General features: G+C 71.6%; 10 protein-coding genes, 1 tRNA gene and 3 pseudogenes. 7 read left to right on the plus strand and 7 right to left on the minus strand.

Annotated elements, in window-relative coordinates; translation table 11 throughout:
- The 4 genes from ABD385_RS24675 to ABD385_RS24690 all read right to left on the minus strand — a co-directional run.
- Positions 1–160, minus strand: a 160-nt coding sequence (locus ABD385_RS24675) for a helix-turn-helix domain-containing protein (RefSeq protein WP_344580149.1), incomplete at its 3' end; no start/stop codon positions are given.
- 350 nt (positions 161–510) lie between these two features.
- Positions 511–584, minus strand: a tRNA-Met gene (locus ABD385_RS24680).
- A gap of 393 nt (positions 585–977) precedes the next feature.
- On the minus strand, positions 978–1,178 hold the full coding sequence (locus ABD385_RS24685) for a hypothetical protein (RefSeq protein ID WP_344579870.1): 201 nt from the start codon (positions 1,176–1,178) through the stop codon (positions 978–980).
- Between the two features lie 27 nt (positions 1,179–1,205).
- Positions 1,206–2,225, minus strand: coding sequence for an Lrp/AsnC family transcriptional regulator (locus ABD385_RS24690; RefSeq protein WP_344579872.1), 1,020 nt, complete (start codon positions 2,223–2,225; stop codon positions 1,206–1,208).
- 143 nt (positions 2,226–2,368) lie between these two features.
- Between ABD385_RS24690 and ABD385_RS24695 the strand changes: the two genes are divergently transcribed.
- The 4 genes and pseudogenes from ABD385_RS24695 (at position 2,369) to ABD385_RS24710 (ending at position 6,722) form a co-directional block, all read left to right on the plus strand.
- Positions 2,369–3,784, plus strand: a complete 1,416-nt coding sequence (locus tag ABD385_RS24695) for an MFS transporter (RefSeq protein ID WP_344579874.1) — start codon at positions 2,369–2,371, stop codon at positions 3,782–3,784.
- A gap of 66 nt (positions 3,785–3,850) precedes the next feature.
- Entirely contained in the window at positions 3,851–5,053 is a 1,203-nt protein-coding gene (locus ABD385_RS24700; RefSeq protein ID WP_344579876.1) for a M20 family metallopeptidase, read from the plus strand.
- Between the two features lie 741 nt (positions 5,054–5,794).
- A pseudogene (locus ABD385_RS24705) lies at positions 5,795–6,109 on the plus strand (NUDIX hydrolase); the annotation flags it as partial.
- 397 nt (positions 6,110–6,506) lie between these two features.
- Positions 6,507–6,722 (plus strand): DUF6243 family protein, encoded by a 216-nt coding sequence (locus tag ABD385_RS24710; protein WP_344579878.1) that lies wholly within the window; start codon positions 6,507–6,509, stop codon positions 6,720–6,722.
- A 120-nt stretch (positions 6,723–6,842) separates the two neighbouring features.
- Here ABD385_RS24710 and ABD385_RS41360 read toward each other — a convergent pair whose 3' ends face one another.
- The 3 genes and pseudogenes from ABD385_RS41360 to ABD385_RS24720 all read right to left on the minus strand — a co-directional run bounded on the left by ABD385_RS41360 (position 6,843) and on the right by ABD385_RS24720 (position 7,641).
- A complete protein-coding gene (locus ABD385_RS41360) occupies positions 6,843–7,286 on the minus strand; it encodes a DDE-type integrase/transposase/recombinase (protein WP_425585472.1) in 444 nt (147 codons plus the stop codon).
- Positions 7,196–7,543: pseudogene (locus tag ABD385_RS41365) on the minus strand (IS3 family transposase); the annotation flags it as partial. The pseudogene ABD385_RS41365 and the gene ABD385_RS41360, both read right to left, overlap by 91 nt.
- Entirely contained in the window at positions 7,477–7,641 is a 165-nt protein-coding gene (locus ABD385_RS24720; protein WP_344580174.1) for a hypothetical protein, read from the minus strand. The gene ABD385_RS24720 and the pseudogene ABD385_RS41365, both read right to left, overlap by 67 nt.
- Before the next feature lie 19 nt (positions 7,642–7,660).
- Between ABD385_RS24720 and ABD385_RS24725 the strand changes: the two are divergent.
- The 3 genes and pseudogenes from ABD385_RS24725 to ABD385_RS24735 form a co-directional block, all read left to right on the plus strand.
- Positions 7,661–7,933: pseudogene (locus ABD385_RS24725) on the plus strand (alpha/beta hydrolase); the annotation flags it as partial.
- Positions 7,934–8,370: 437 nt separating this feature from the next.
- Entirely contained in the window at positions 8,371–11,103 is a 2,733-nt protein-coding gene (locus tag ABD385_RS24730; protein WP_344579880.1) for a helix-turn-helix transcriptional regulator, read from the plus strand.
- 181 nt (positions 11,104–11,284) lie between these two features.
- Positions 11,285–14,005, plus strand: a complete 2,721-nt coding sequence (locus ABD385_RS24735) for an ATP-binding protein (RefSeq protein WP_344579884.1) — start codon at positions 11,285–11,287, stop codon at positions 14,003–14,005.
- The last annotated feature ends 127 nt before the right edge of the window (positions 14,006–14,132 follow it).

Consider the following 14,132-nt stretch of genomic DNA (forward strand, 5'->3'; position numbering starts at 1 on the left):
CGCGCTCCACGCCGTCGAGTCCGAGCGCCCGCGACAGCGCCTCCACGACGTCCTCGCTGATCGTCGGCTGCCGCCCCTGCTCGATACGGCTGTAGTGGTCCGGGCTGAGCCCCGCGAGCACGGCCAGTTCTTCGCGGCGCCGACGCGGAGTAGAGGCCAGAACGGCTCGTCAAGGCCGAGGCGTTGCGCGGCGGGCCGAACTCCTGCAGCTGCCGTGTTGCTGTTGGAGGAACGGGCCCGGGTCAGCGAGGACGACGCCGAACGCGCGGCTGCCGGGACCACGGCGCACTGCTGCGCTGAACGCCAGACGTGGTGACCGTCCGGTGCGCTCGTCCTGGGCATCCCCGCACGGCCAGCTGCCGGCGACGGTCACCAGGCCTCGCTCGGCTCCTACGGATCGCCGTCATGGACGCGCATCGGGACCCCACCTCGACAACCCCACCTCGACCTCGATCGAGAACGCAAGCAGTGAAGGCCCGGTGGGATCCACCGGGCCTTCACCGTCATCAGTAGCGGGGACAGGATTTGAACCTGCGACCTCTGGGTTATGAGCCCAGCGAGCTACCGAGCTGCTCCACCCCGCGACGGCACACCGAACCCTACGGCACCTACCTGGATCAGCCGAATCGCCATCCATCCCGACCCGCCGGCGCCGGGCGCGACCGGCTGCTGCCGTGGGCGCGGGTACAGCGACTGGCCTGGTAGCTCACGCAACGCCGGATCGGCTATTCCGCAGGCGACTTGGCTGCCTACGAGGCCGGGGAGCACACGCCTGAGGCGGCCGCGGAGCGGACGCGGACCTGGCTGCCGGCCTCCCGGCTGCTGGCCCTGGCGCTGTGGCGGGCCGGGCGCGACGCGGACCTGCTCGTCGACGACATCCCGCTGCACCGGGCCCTGTGGTGGCTCGGAGTTTGGACAAGGGGAGTGGCGCCAAGGGCCGGTGCCTGCTCGAAAGATGAAGCCCCCGCCCGCGACCGTCAGGTGTTCGGGTCCCGCACCATGGCTTCGACGACCGCGTCCGAGCCCCCGATCGGCATGGACTTCATGGCGCCAACCACCGTTCGGTGCGCGGCGCCTCCCGACAGTAGTGATGGCTCAGGCTTCACGGTCACGATCCGCAAAGCGCCGCGCCCCGCAGCTTCCTCGATGCGGTAGCCGAAAAACAGGGGTTGGCGCACGTTCCGCTGTGGAGGCTCCTCAGGCCGCTACCAGGGTGAGATTGGCCGTACGCCGATGCGGCGGCCTTCGTCGTCGAGTAGATGGCCCATGCGTTTGGCGGTGCGCAGGCCGATGATGCGGTCGGTGATGGTGAGGGAGGGGAGCCGCGCGCACAACGCGGTCTCGTGGCGCTGGATGTCGCCGATGTCGTGCATCCAGAGTGTGGCGAAGACGTTGGCGGGCCCGGTGACGCCAGCCACCAGGCGGCACTCCGGGGAGGCCGCGAACGTGCGGTGGACGGCGCTGAGGTCGCGGGCCGGGGCCCGGCCCAGGAGGGAGACCGGGACGGGTCGGCCGGCGAGTGGCGGGGCGAGGTCGCAGCGGAAGGTCAGGACACCGGCGTTGGTCAGTCGGTGCAGGCGGCGGCGGACGGTGGCCGGGCTGGTGTCGGTGCGCACGGCCAGTTCGGACCAGCCGAGGCGGCCGTCGCTGACGAGCTGGTCGATCAACAGGCGGTCGACGGCGTCGAGTTCGACGGCGCGTATACCGCCCGGTGCCGGGGGTGCGGCGGCGCCGAGCGCGGTGAGCTGGGCGGGGGCGAGGGAGCGCAGCCGCCAGCGGCTCCCCTCGACGTACAGGGACGTGGCGAACAGGCAGGTGACCGAGGTGATGCCGGACAGCGGGTCGAGCTTCCCGGTCACGAAGCGGCCGAGTGCGGGCAGATCCGGGGTCAGCACGTCCAGCAGCAGATCGGCACTGCCCGGACCGGTCACCTCGATGGTGACGGCTTCCGTGCAGGCGCTGAGCTCTTCCACCAGCTCGGACCTGGCCTTGGGACGGCAGCGGAGCAGGACGAAAGCGGTGCAGCGGCTCCGGGTGAACTCCCTCCCCGGTGCGGCGTACACCCAGGCAAGACCGGCCCCGGTCAACCTCTCCCAGCGTCGGGCCAGGGTGCTCGGGGTGACGCCGAGCGGTGGTGCGAGGTCGGCCCAGGAGGCTCGGGGCCGTAGCTGAAGGGCGTTCACCAGCGCGAGATCCAACTCGCTCGCGGTGACCGTTTCTTGCATCAGGTGTGCTCCGTACGTCCGAATCCGTCGATTTCCGCGCCCGCCCCCACCCCGGCCCGCACAGTAGCCACCACTGTCAGTTTCCGGCCACCGGATGAGGTGTGACTGTGTCCACTCCCGAGTTGTCCCCGAGACCACGGGCGATGAGTTCCTCCGCCCTGCTCGCCGCGATGGCCATCGTGGTGCTGTGCAGTGGGATCGTGCAGGGCTACCTCACGCCGCTGCTGCCCGCGCTCGGTCCCCGACTGCACCTCAGCAGCGTCGGACAGAACAACATCTTCCTGCTCTCCCAGCTTGCCTTCGCCGTGCTGACGCCGCTGCTGTCGCGGCTCGGCGACCTCTACGGGCACCGCAAGCTCCTCCGGATCGCCCTGGGCATGGTGGCGGGCGGCTCGTTGCTGATGGCGGCCTGGCCCTCCGCCGCGACGTTGGCTGTCGGCGTGCTGCTGCAAGGCGCCCTGGTGGGCTTCTTCCCCCTGCTCGTGGGCATTCTCAGGTCCCGTGCCCCGGAGCGGAACCGCCATGGCATCTCACTGCTCGTCGGCGTGCTGTTGATCGCGATCGGGGTGGGAGGCCTGGTTGCCGGCGTACTCAGCGAACGGCATCCGGCCGCGGGACTGTGGACGGCGGTGCCGGTCGCCGTGCTCGCCCTCGTCGTCGGCTTGCTGTTGCCGGACAGCGACGTACGGAACGGTGGACGCTTCCACTTCGGGTCGGCGACGCTGCTCACCACGGGTCTGGTGGCGCTGGTGCTGGTCCTCGCGCAGGGCGCCGCGTGGGGGTGGGCATCGATGCCCACCTCGGGCCTGGCCCTGGTAGCCGCGGTGGCGCTGGCTGCCTGGGTGGCGGTCGAGCGGCGCGCCGTGCATCCGCTGGTGAGTGTGCGGATGTTGCGCAACCGGCGGCTGGCGGTGATCAGCGGCTACACCTTCTGCGCCGCCTTCGGCTCGATCGGCTTCCTCGGCGCCAACGCCCTTTTCCTGGGCGCCTCGCCGTCGGAAACTGGCTTCGGGATGGGGTTGGGGCCGCAGGCCATCGCTACCGTCTCGCTCGGCATGGTGATCGCTGGCTTCGCCGGCTCCGCGCTCACCCCGCGGCTGGCCCGGCGGGCGGGCGACCGGGCGGTGCTCGCCGCCGGCAGCCTGCTCGCCGCGCTTGGCTTCCTGGGCATGGTCGGCTGCCACGGCACGCTCCCGGCGTACCTGGGGTGCGCCTTGGTCGTGGGCCTGGCGACGGGAATGTTCGAGTCGATCGGCAGGACCCTGTCGGCGGAGGCCGTCGACGAGCACCAGACCGCGCTCGCGGTCGGCATCAACGAGCTTGCGCTGTCGCTCGGCGCGGCCATCGGTGCGGCCGCGATCGGCGCGTTCTTCGCCGCGCACGTCGTCCCGGGTACCGAGCACCTCACCCTCTCCGGCTACCTGTGGAGCTGGAGTTGCTGCGCCCTGGTCGCGATGGTGGGTACCGCCCTGGCGCTGCATTTCCGCGGCCCGAGGTCGGGCGCGGCGGAGTTGGCGCCGCAGCCCGTCAAGCGGACGCCGGGCACGAAGCTGGCCTAACGAACCGGCCGGAAGCCGGATCCCCGCACCGGCAATCGCACACCGAACAGGAAATGGGAGGCCCGTATGAGCACCGGGGTGTCGCATGACAGCGGAACTGAGGACGTCCGGCGCGCAGTTGCCGCGTCGGTCCGCGAGTGGCGCGACCGGCTACTGGCGCTGAGCCACAGCCTGCACGACGAGCCCGAGACGGCGCTCACCGAACACCGCTCGGCCGCGAAGATCGCGGAGCTCTTGACGGAAGCGGGGTTCACGGTCACCCGGGATGTCGCGGGTCTGCCCACCGCCCTAGTGGGCGAACGGGGTTCGGGTGACCTGGTGGTCGCGTTCTGCGCCGAATACGACGCCCTGCCAGGCATCGGTCACGCCTGCGGGCACAACGTCAACGGCGCCGCGGCGGTCGGTGCGGCCCTCGGCCTGGCCGCCGTCGCGGACGCACTGGGCCTGACCGTCAAGCTCATCGGAACCCCAGCCGAGGAGGACATCGGCGGCAAGGCGCTTCTCCTGGAGGCCGGGGTGTTCGACGACGTCGCGGCGGCGATGATGGTGCACGCGGCGCCGGAGGACACCGTGGGCGCCTCGTCGCTGGCCATCGGCGCCTGGGACATCACCTACCGGGGGACGCCGGCGCATGCGGCGGCCGCCCCCTGGGAGGGGGTCAATGCCCTGGACGCGATGACCCTCGCGCACACCGCGCTCGGACTGCTACGCCAGCAACTGCCGCCCGGCGCCGTGGTGCACGGCGTCGTCACCGACGGTGGCCAGGCCGTGAACGTCATCCCGGCCCGCACCGGCGCCCGCTACGAGGTCAGGGCCCCGACGCTGGAGGAGCTGGCCCGGGTACGGCAGAAGGTGCGGGCCTGCTTCGAGGCCGGTGCGCTCGCCACCGGCGCCGAGCTGGAACTACGGCTGCACGGGCGGGACTTCGCCGAGTTGCGCCAGGACCCGTACCTGACGGACGCCTATGTCAGGGCGATCAGCGCCCTGGGCCGGTCGGTGACCTCGCGGCAGGGGGAGACGCTGGCCTCGACGGACATGGGCAACGTCTCCCGGCTACTGCCCGCGATCCACCCCACCATCGGCTACGACACCGGCGGCGCCAAGCAGCACACCCCTGAGTTCGCCGCCTACGGGAAGAGCTCCGGCGCCGACCTGGCGGTGCTCGACGGCGCCACCGCGCTGGCCATGGCCGGCGCCGAACTGGCCGGGACCGCGACCCAACGCCGCCGTCTCATCAACGCGGTGGCCGCACGACGGGCGCAGGTCTGACACCACCACCGCGCAGCTCCGGACGGGCGCCCGACGGGTGGGACGCTTGCCGAATCCGGGATCTCGGCCCGCTTGTACACCGTCGGACTCCCGTTCTGCCCGAAGATGCCCCATCCACACCGGCCGACGAAGGCGTTGTCGTCGGCGTCGCCCGCATCACACCGTGGACCGTCTCGGGCGCCTCCGCAGCGCTGCGGGGTCCTCGACGGGGCGTGCCCTTGTCGAAGATCACCTCGTCGATCTCGGCCTCTTCGGCGAACAGGGCGCCAAGCAGACGCTGCATGAGGTGATCGACCGCGTGGGCCGGGCCCCTCAGGAGGAAGGGGTCAGGCCGCCGCGAGCGGCACCTGGTCGATGCCCGTCTGCGGTGTGTCCTGCAGGCCGGTCAGTCCCGTCCTGATGTTCTTCGCGTTCTGCTGGGCCACGGTCCACTCCTTCAAGGCGGCCTTGATGAAGTCGATGGCCTTGCCCGAGGCGAGATCCAGTTGGTCGCCGCCGGCCTGAAGGGCCCGTCGATGTCGTGCTCCTCCGGCCGGAGGGCCGCAGACTGCCCGCCCCAGGCGTCTCGCAGCTGGCCGGAGCCGGTCGCCGCGGCCTGGGCCGCGGTGTGAGCTGGCCGACCGCCGACTTGGCGGCGTTGAATGACGTAGCGCACCCCTTCAGGATGCGCAGTTCCGTCTCCGCCGAGGCGAGCTCCCGGGCCCACGGGACCACCTGCGCTGAACGCGTTGGGGCGGGGCATTTCGAGTGCCCGGCGGGATCGTGGACGACAACGAGGCTCCCGCGGTCACGGCTGCGCGCGAAACCGAGGAAGAGACCGGTTGGCGGCCTGCGACGGTTGACCACGTGGTGACCTCCCAGCCGGTGATCGGCATGGTCGACTCACCGCACGAGATCTTCGTGGCACGAGGCGCCGAGAAGGGGGGAGAGCCGACCGACGCCGAGAAAGCTGGACACGTCGCGTGGATCCCGCTCGATGAGATCCCCACCTTGATGGCCGAGGGCAAGCTGATGGGGTCTGGAACGCTCGTCGCGCTCCTCCACCTCCTGTCCTCGGCGTCACCAACCAGACGGACCTGTTCACCATCGTGCGTGAGGCACTGCGCCTGCGCTGAGCGGGACGGACCGGAGGGGGGAGACCGCCGGCCGGTCTCCCCCTCTTCGCGGTCGGCCGCCCTTTGCCATGGTGTGCCGATGCCGGAGGAAGGCTGTGCGGGGATTCTCGGAAGGAAACGGTGGACTCCGGGCGCCCGCCGAAGGCTCGGCCCACGCCGTGGCGGCGAAAGGGTTGGTGCGCGGGGCCGGCGGAACCGGGTAACGTCTTTGTCATGTTCTTCCCGACGCCAATTCACGAGTGAAGGCGTGATGGGCGCCTGCTGACGGCCTTCGACGTCGCCGCCCGTCCCCCACCGATGAATCCGTAGATCACTTCACACCAATACCGGGAGAACCCGTGACCGTGAGCAAGAACATCAACAACCCCGTGGGCATGGGCGGCGGCCAGCGCAAGAGATTGTCCCGCACCGAACGGCAGAACAACGGTCCGCACCGCAACCTCGACCGCAAGGGCGCAGCCGACCGGAAGGCGGAGCTGGTGCGCAAGATGCGCGAGAAGGCAGGCGCAGCTGAGGGCGTCGGGCAGGCGGGCGACGACACCGCACAGAGCTGACGCACCGCCGCAGCAGGGCGGCACCCTACAAGGCAGGGCCTGGACCGCGACGCGCGGTCCGAGGGACAGCGGTGGCCTACGCCTTTGTGCCGATGCCGTAGGAAGGGGCTCTCGCTCCGGTCAGGCCGCCGCCGTCGACGATGAGGTACTCGTCGCGGACCGGGGTGCCGTAGAGCCAGGAAAGATCACCCCGTCCATCCGGTCACCGCGAGCCGCCACCGCCAGCTTGATGGCATCGATGACCAGTTCGGCGCGCATGTGCGGGGCCATCGAGTAGCCGAGCACCCGGCGTGAGCAGATGTCGATGACGCAGGCGAGATACAACCACGAGCCGCCGACCTGCACGTATGTGATGTCGCCGCACCACTTCTCATCCAGACGTGTGGCGGAGAAGTCGCGGTGGACGAGATCCGGGGCGGGCGGCGCGAGCCGGTCCGGGACGGTGGTGCGCTTGCGGCGTGGCGGCCCTCGATGCCGTGCCGTCGCATCAGCCGCTCGATGCGCCTGCGGTTGACCGTGCGCCCGAAGCCCCGCAGCTCGGCGTGGACGCGCCGCACCCCGTATGTTCCCTTGTGCTCAGTATGTATCTCGCGGACCTCTGTGACCAGGGCGTCCTCGGCGGCCTGCCGGACGGCGCGGGCCTTCGCGCCGGCGAGCCACTGGTAGTAGCCCGAGCGCGAGACCTGAAGGACCCGGCATATCCGCTTCACGCCGAAGTCGGCGCGGTTGTCGGAGATGAAGTCCCAGCGGCGGGTCATGTCCTCATCTCCTTGGCGAAATACTGGGCGGCCCGGCGCAGGATCTCCCGCTCGAGCTCCCATTCCTTCTCGGCTTTGCGCAGCTCGGCGACGAAGGTGCGGACCGTCCCGGCGGCCGCGACCAGCCGTCCCAGGAGCTCGCGGCGGCGCCGGTTGCCCACCGGGACCGGGCGGCCCCCGGCATCCGTGACCTTGATCGTCGCCGACTACCGCGCCACCGCGACCGTCGACATCGGACACGACCGGTCCGACCTCGACATCGGCAACCGGCTCACCATGCCGGTGACGGTCGTCCAGCAGGACTGGGGCCGGCAGCTCGGGTTCGACGCCGCCGCGATCTGGCGGCCATGGACCACCGACCTGCAGCACTTCACCACCCGGGCCGGCCACTTCATGGCGGAGGAGGCTCCGCAGGACATCGCCGCGCTGATCCTGGAACTGGCGCGGAGGTGACCGCCGGGGCGCCCGGACGTCCGGCAGCGGCCGGTTGCCGTGTGTGGGCGCCCGCTCGGACGACCACGGCCGTCGCCGTTCAGTTCAGTCGTTCGACTCAGGCTCACCGTGCACTCCCGTCACTAGGGTCCGGATGACGGACATGGAAGAAGGAAGCTCCTCGGAGGGCCGTACGGGCCGGGAGGGAGGCCGGACAACTGCCCGGTGCGCGGACCGTCGTGGAGCAGGGCCGGGGTCGACCGGCCCCCGTGCAGCGGGAGGTGCCGCTGCACGGGTGGTACGGAGTTCGCGGAGCGGGGCTTCCTGCCGCCGTCGGGTTCCGCGCGGGCTGTGACTCACAGGACGCGCCCTTCCTCCGGCTGGAGGGCGGTGGTGCCGGTGCCGGCTCTCCCTCCCGGGCACGCTACGAGACGGAAGACTCAGTGGGTGGATCAGTGGTGACGACGCAACTCCACGGACGCGACGACGAACTGTGCACGCTCCGGGAGATGATCGGACGGCTTCCCGGTACGGGCGGTGTGCTGACCGTTCTCGGTGAGCCCGGCATCGGCAAGACCACCCTCCTGCGAGCCGCCGTGGCGGCCGCGGAAGAGTCCGGAGCGGTCGCCCTGGAAACCACCGGGGTCGAGGCGGAGGCCAGGGTGCCCTTCGCCGGACTGCACCAGCTGCTGCGCCCGGTGATGGCCGGCGTCGGGCGGCTGCCCGCTCCCCAACGAACCGCGTTGCAGTCGGCCTTCGGTGTGGTGGACGGCCCGGTACCCGAGGTCTCCATGGTCGCGTTCGCCGTCCTGAACCTGTTGGCGGAGGCCGCCGAGGACGCCCCGCTGCTCCTGGCCCTCGACGACGCGCAGTGGCTGGACGCCCCGACGCAGGAGGCGCTGGCGTTCGTGGCCCGGCGGGTGAGCAGGGACCCGATCCTGGTGGTCGCCGTGCTGCACAAAGGGCATGCCGGCCCGTTCGCCTCGCTCGGGGCGGCCGACCTCGACCTGGCCGGATTGGACGATTCCACCGCCCGGCACGTGCTGGCCCAGGAGGCCGGCGATCTGAGCCTGCCCGTGCGGGAACGGATCCTGAGGGAGGCCAGGGGCAACCCGCTCGCGCTGGTCGAGCTGCCGGTCGCGTGGCGGGACCAGCGGGAGGCGGCACAGCAGGCGACACCGGGCTTTCTGCCGCTCACCGCGCGCCTGGAGCGTGCCTTCGCCGGCCGGGCCGCAGAGCTGCCGGCCGACAGCAGGGACGTGTTGCTGGTCGCGGCCGTCGACCACGCCGACGACCTGTCGGAGATCCTGGCGGCGGCGTCGGTGCTGGCCGGACGGACGCTCACGGTGGAGGCGCTGGATGCGGCGGTGGCGGCCCGGCTGCTGCGGGTGGAGGGATTACGCCTGCTGTTCCACCATCCGCTGGTGCGTTCGGCTGTGCAGATGTCGGAGACGCTGACCCGGCGGCTGTCGGCGAACGCGGCGCTGGCCGAAGTGCTGGCGGACGAGCCCTACCGCCGGACCTGGCACCTGGCGCAGTCCATCATCGGCCCCGACGACGACATAGCCGACGAACTGGTGGCCAATCGCGCGATCTCGCTGCGCCGCGGTGGTACGGCCATGGCGGCCTGGGAGTTGGAACGGTCCGCGCAGTTGACCAGTGACCACGCCAAACGCGGTCGTCGGCTCCTGCTGGCCTGCGAGCACGCGTTCGGCCTCGGCAGGGCCGATCAGGTCGAACGGCTGCTGCGGGCCGCCGAGCGGTCCGGCCTGACCATGCTCGATCGAGCCCGGCTGGAGTGGCTCAGGGAGCTCTCCGACAACGGGGGGCCAGACGACGCGCTCCGGGTGCCGCAGCTGTGCGAGACCGCGCGGGAATCTGCGGACGAGGGCGACGTCCAACTGGCGTTGAGGTTGCTGTTGAGCGCGGCCCTGCGGTGCTGGTGGGCCGATGCCGGCCCGGACGCCAGGGCCGTGGTGGTCTCGGCAGTGGAGTCGTTGGAAGGGACCGAGAACGACCCGCGCCGTCTCGCGATCCTCGCCGTGGCGGAACCGGTACTTCGCGGACGCGCCGTGCACGACTGGTTGTCCGGCACGGCCTCGGCGGCCTACGCCGACGTAGAGGGGTTGCGGATGCTCGGGATGGCCGCCCACGCGATCGGGGACCCCGTCCGCGCAGTGGGCCTGCTCAGCCGGGCCGAACTGACGCTCCGTGAACAGGGGCGGCTCGGGCTGTTGTCGCACACGCTGATCCTTCAGATCGGTCATCTGCTGTGTACGGGAGACTGGGAGCGGGCCGCGACGGTCTCCGAGGAGGCCCACCGCACGGCCGGAGAGTCCGCGCGCGCGATCTGGAGCAACGCGGCACTGGTGCTGGAGGCGGTCATCCGCGGACTGCGCGGCGAGGTGGACGAAGCGCTGGGGCTGGCCGCCTCCGTCGCGACCACCGCCCACCGTGGCCGCCTCGTCCACCTGTTGGCCTGCGTCCAGTTGGCCAAGGGGGCGGCGTTCGTGGCCACCGGACGGCATGCCATGGCCTATGACGAGCTGTGCAGTCTCTTCGACCCCGACTCCCCGAACTACCACCAGCGTGCGAATTTCGACGGGGTGTTGCTGTTCGCCGAGGCCGCCGTGCACTCCGGTCACGAGGAGCAGGCCCGGGGGGTGCTCGCGGACCTGGAGAAGGTCGCGTTGGTCACGCCGTCCCCGCTCCTGCACACCCATCTGCTCTACGCCCGTGCCGTACTGGCGGAAGAGCAGGATGCCGAGCATCTGTTCCGGACCGCGCTCGCGGAGGACCTGTCACGCTGGCCGCTGGTCCGGTCCAAGCTGGAACTGGCCTACGGGACGTGGTTGCGCCGCCGTCGCCGGGTGGCCGAGTCGCGCACACTGTTGCGTTCCGCCCGGGCAACTCTGGAGCTGATCGGCGCCACCGGATGGGCCGAGCAGGCGAGGGCCGAGCTGCGGGCCGCGGGGGAGCGGGCCCTGTCGGTGGCCCCGGCGGCGCACGCGGTGCTGTCTCCGCACGAGTTGCAGATCGCCCGCCTGGCGACCCAGGGTTTGTCCAACCGAGAGATCGGCGAACGCCTCTACCTGTCGCCCCGTACCGTCGGTTGGCACCTCTACCGGATCTTCCCCAAGCTCGACATCACCTCCCGGGCCCAACTCGCCTCCCGCCTGAACCCGTTCTGAGCGCGGTTGAGCCTTCGCGCGCCGGGCTGATCCGGCACCCGCAGTCCGCTGTCGAGGCCGTCCGCACCGCAATGCGACCGGGGGCGGGGAGACACGAGGCAGCGCTACCTTGATCGGTTAGGCTCGCTTCCGGCCGTTCCGCCACGGCCGGGTGAGCGGCGCCTACGGTGAGGGGCAGGGCGTGGACGAGGGAACGGTCCTGGTGGGGCGTGAGACGGAGCTCGCCACGATCGTCGGTTTCCTCGACGCCATCGCGGCCCGGGGCCGCTCCCGTGTCTTCGTCGGGGAACCGGGCATCGGTAAGACGGCGCTGTTGGCGGCGGCGGCCGACGAGGCCAGGGTGCGGGGACTGGCCGTGCTGTCGGCTCGGGGCGCGGAGTCCGAGCGGCACCTGTCCTTCGCCGGACTGCACAGCCTGCTCTATCCCGTCCGGGCCTGCCTGGACCGACTGGAGCCGGTCCACCAGGAGGCGCTGCGCGGAGTCTTCGGCCTCTCGCAGGCCCCGGTCGAGTTGTTCCTGGTGGCGCTGGCCGCGCTGGAGTTGCTCGCCGAGGCGGCCGAGCAGCGACCGCTCCTGCTCCTCGTGGACGATCTTCACTGGCTGGACGCCGCCAGCCGCGACGTCATCGAGTTCGTGGCCAGACGCCTGGACTCCGAGCCGCTCGTCCTCCTGGCCGCGAGTCGGCCGCACCGGGCGGTGACCGGCCAGAGCCTGGACGCCCTCGGTCCGGACGCATCGCGGACCCTGCTGCGGAGACGTGTCGACCTCCCGCCCGACCTGGAGGACAAGGTGCTGGACGAGGCGGCGGGCAACCCGCTGGCCCTGCTGGAACTCCCGGTCGCCCTGCGGTCTCAGGGCATACAGGGCGGCGCGCTGCCGCTGACCGCCCGCCTGGAGACCGCCTTCGCGGCCCGCCTGGCCGAGCTGGACGAACGGCCCCGACTGCTCCTGCTGTTGGCCGCCGTGAACGACGGTGAGCTGCTGGCCGAGGCCGTGGCCGCCGCGGCGAACCTCACCGGCGCCGACGTTGCGGCCCGCGACGCTGAGCAGTCCGTGCGCCTGCACCTGGCCGCAACCGACGGTACGACGGTGACCTTCCGCCACCCGCTGGTGCGCTCCGCCGTGTTGCAGACGGCATCCGAGACGGAACGGCGGCGCGCTCACCAGTCGCTGGCGCAGGTACTCACCGGCTTCCCCGACCGGTACGCCTGGCACCTCGCGGCCGCCTCCGACGGACCGGACGAGGACCTGGCCCACCTGCTGGACCAGGCGGCCGACCGGGCCCTGCAGCGCGGCGCCCCCTCGTCGGCCGCGACCTGGCTGGAACGTTCCGCCGACCTGTCGCAGACCGAGACGGGCAGGGGCCACCGGCTGCTGCGCGCCGCCGAGGTCGCCTTCCAGCTCGGCCGTCCCCGGACCGTGCACCGCTACATGGAGCGGATCCAGGCGGCCATGCTGGACCCGGCCGACCGAGGCACACTGGCCTGGTTACAGGGAGCGTTCGTCGACGGGGTCACCAGCGACTCCGAGCTCGTGCGGCAATTGGCCGCGTCGGCCAGACAGGCGCTGGACGACGGGGAGCCCGAGATCGCCGCCGACCTGCTGTCGGGGACGGCGACCCGCTGCTGGTGGGTCGAACCCGGCCGGCAGATCCGCGCCGACCTGCTGGCCTTGACCGATCGGCTGGCCGCCGGCGGCCAGCTCCGGCATTCCGACCGTGATCCGCGGCTGCTCTGCGCCTGGGCGGCTGCGGGCGGCCTGGAGCGGCACGGCACGGTGGTCGAGGAGCTGGCCTGGTGGGCATCGGAGGGCGACCTCTCCGACCCGGGGACCCGGATGCTCCTCGCCCGCGCGGCCTTCGTCTCCGGGGAGTTCGAGCGGTGTCTGCAGTTCTGCCGGCCCGCCGTCGACAGGCTGCGTGCTCAGGGCCGGCTGGGGTTGTTGACGGCCATGCTGGCGACCCAGACGTTCGCGGCGTTCTACCTGGGCCGCTGGGACTTGACCGAGGCGACTGTCGACGAGGTCAGCCGGCTGGCCGCCGAGACCAGACAGCCGATCTGGGAGGACGGCGCGGCACTCGCGTCGGCCCACTTGGCGGGCCTGCGCGGTCACGCCGCGCGTGCGCGGGAACTGCTGGCCCCGGTGGAGCGGGTCGCGGTCACAGCCGGCAACCAGGCCATGCTGAACAGCGTCCAGCTGTCCAAGGGCTTCACCGAGCTCGGCCGGGAGAACTACTCCGACGCCTTCCTCGAACTGCGCCGGACGACGGATGAGACGGACCACGCCCACCACCCGATCCTGCAGTTCTGGGGGCTGGACTACCTGGCCGAGGCGGCCGTCGGCGGCGGCCACCAGGCCGAGGCACGGGAGATCCTGGACCGGCTCAGACCCGCGCTGGGCCGCTCGCCGGGAGCGGGCGCGGTGCGGGCCGTGCGGTTCGCCGAGGCGCTGCTGGCGAACGACCTGGATGCCGAAGCCGCTTTCGCCCGGGCGTTCGCACTGAGCCGGGCAGCGTTGCCGTGGTATCGGGCCAGGCTGGACCTGGCCTTCGGTAGCTGGTTGCGGCGCCGCCGCCGAGTCACCGAGTCGCGGGCCCCGTTGCGGGCGGCCCACAGTGTCTTCACGGTGCTGGGGGCCGGCGCGTGGGCCGAGCGTGCCGCCCGCGAACTACGGAGCTCGGGAGTGAAGGACAGGGTCGCGTCGGTACGCGGGGCGTCCCGCCTGTCGCCGCAGGAATGGCAGATCGCCAGGCTGGCCGCCAAGGGGCTGTCCAACCGCGACATCGGCCAGCAGCTGTACCTGTCGCATCGCACGGTCGGCTCGCATCTCTACCGCATCTTCCCCAAACTCGGCATCACCTCGCGCGGCCAGCTGCACGACGCCCTGCCGCCGGAGCAGTAGGGGTCTCCCGGCCGGTCACGGCGAAGAGCACAGCGGTCACCGCGGGATGCGCGTCGTGGCCGGAATGGTGTCAACTCCCCTCCCGAAGAACGCTGTTCGTGGACCTGCGTCACTCTAGGGCAGCAGC

Source organism: Streptomyces lunalinharesii (assembly GCF_039532155.1).
Lineage (GTDB): Bacteria > Actinomycetota > Actinomycetes > Streptomycetales > Streptomycetaceae > Streptomyces > Streptomyces lunalinharesii.

Excerpts from the sequence above, each read along its gene's own strand:
- ABD385_RS24690 (WP_344579872.1), bottom strand. The coding sequence starts at position 2,225 with ATGCAAGAAACGGTCACCGCGAGCGAGTTGGATCTCGCGCTGGTGAAC.
- ABD385_RS24695 (WP_344579874.1), top strand. The coding sequence starts at position 2,369 with ATGAGTTCCTCCGCCCTGCTCGCCGCGATGGCCATCGTGGTGCTGTGC.
- ABD385_RS24700 (WP_344579876.1), top strand. The coding sequence starts at position 3,851 with ATGAGCACCGGGGTGTCGCATGACAGCGGAACTGAGGACGTCCGGCGC.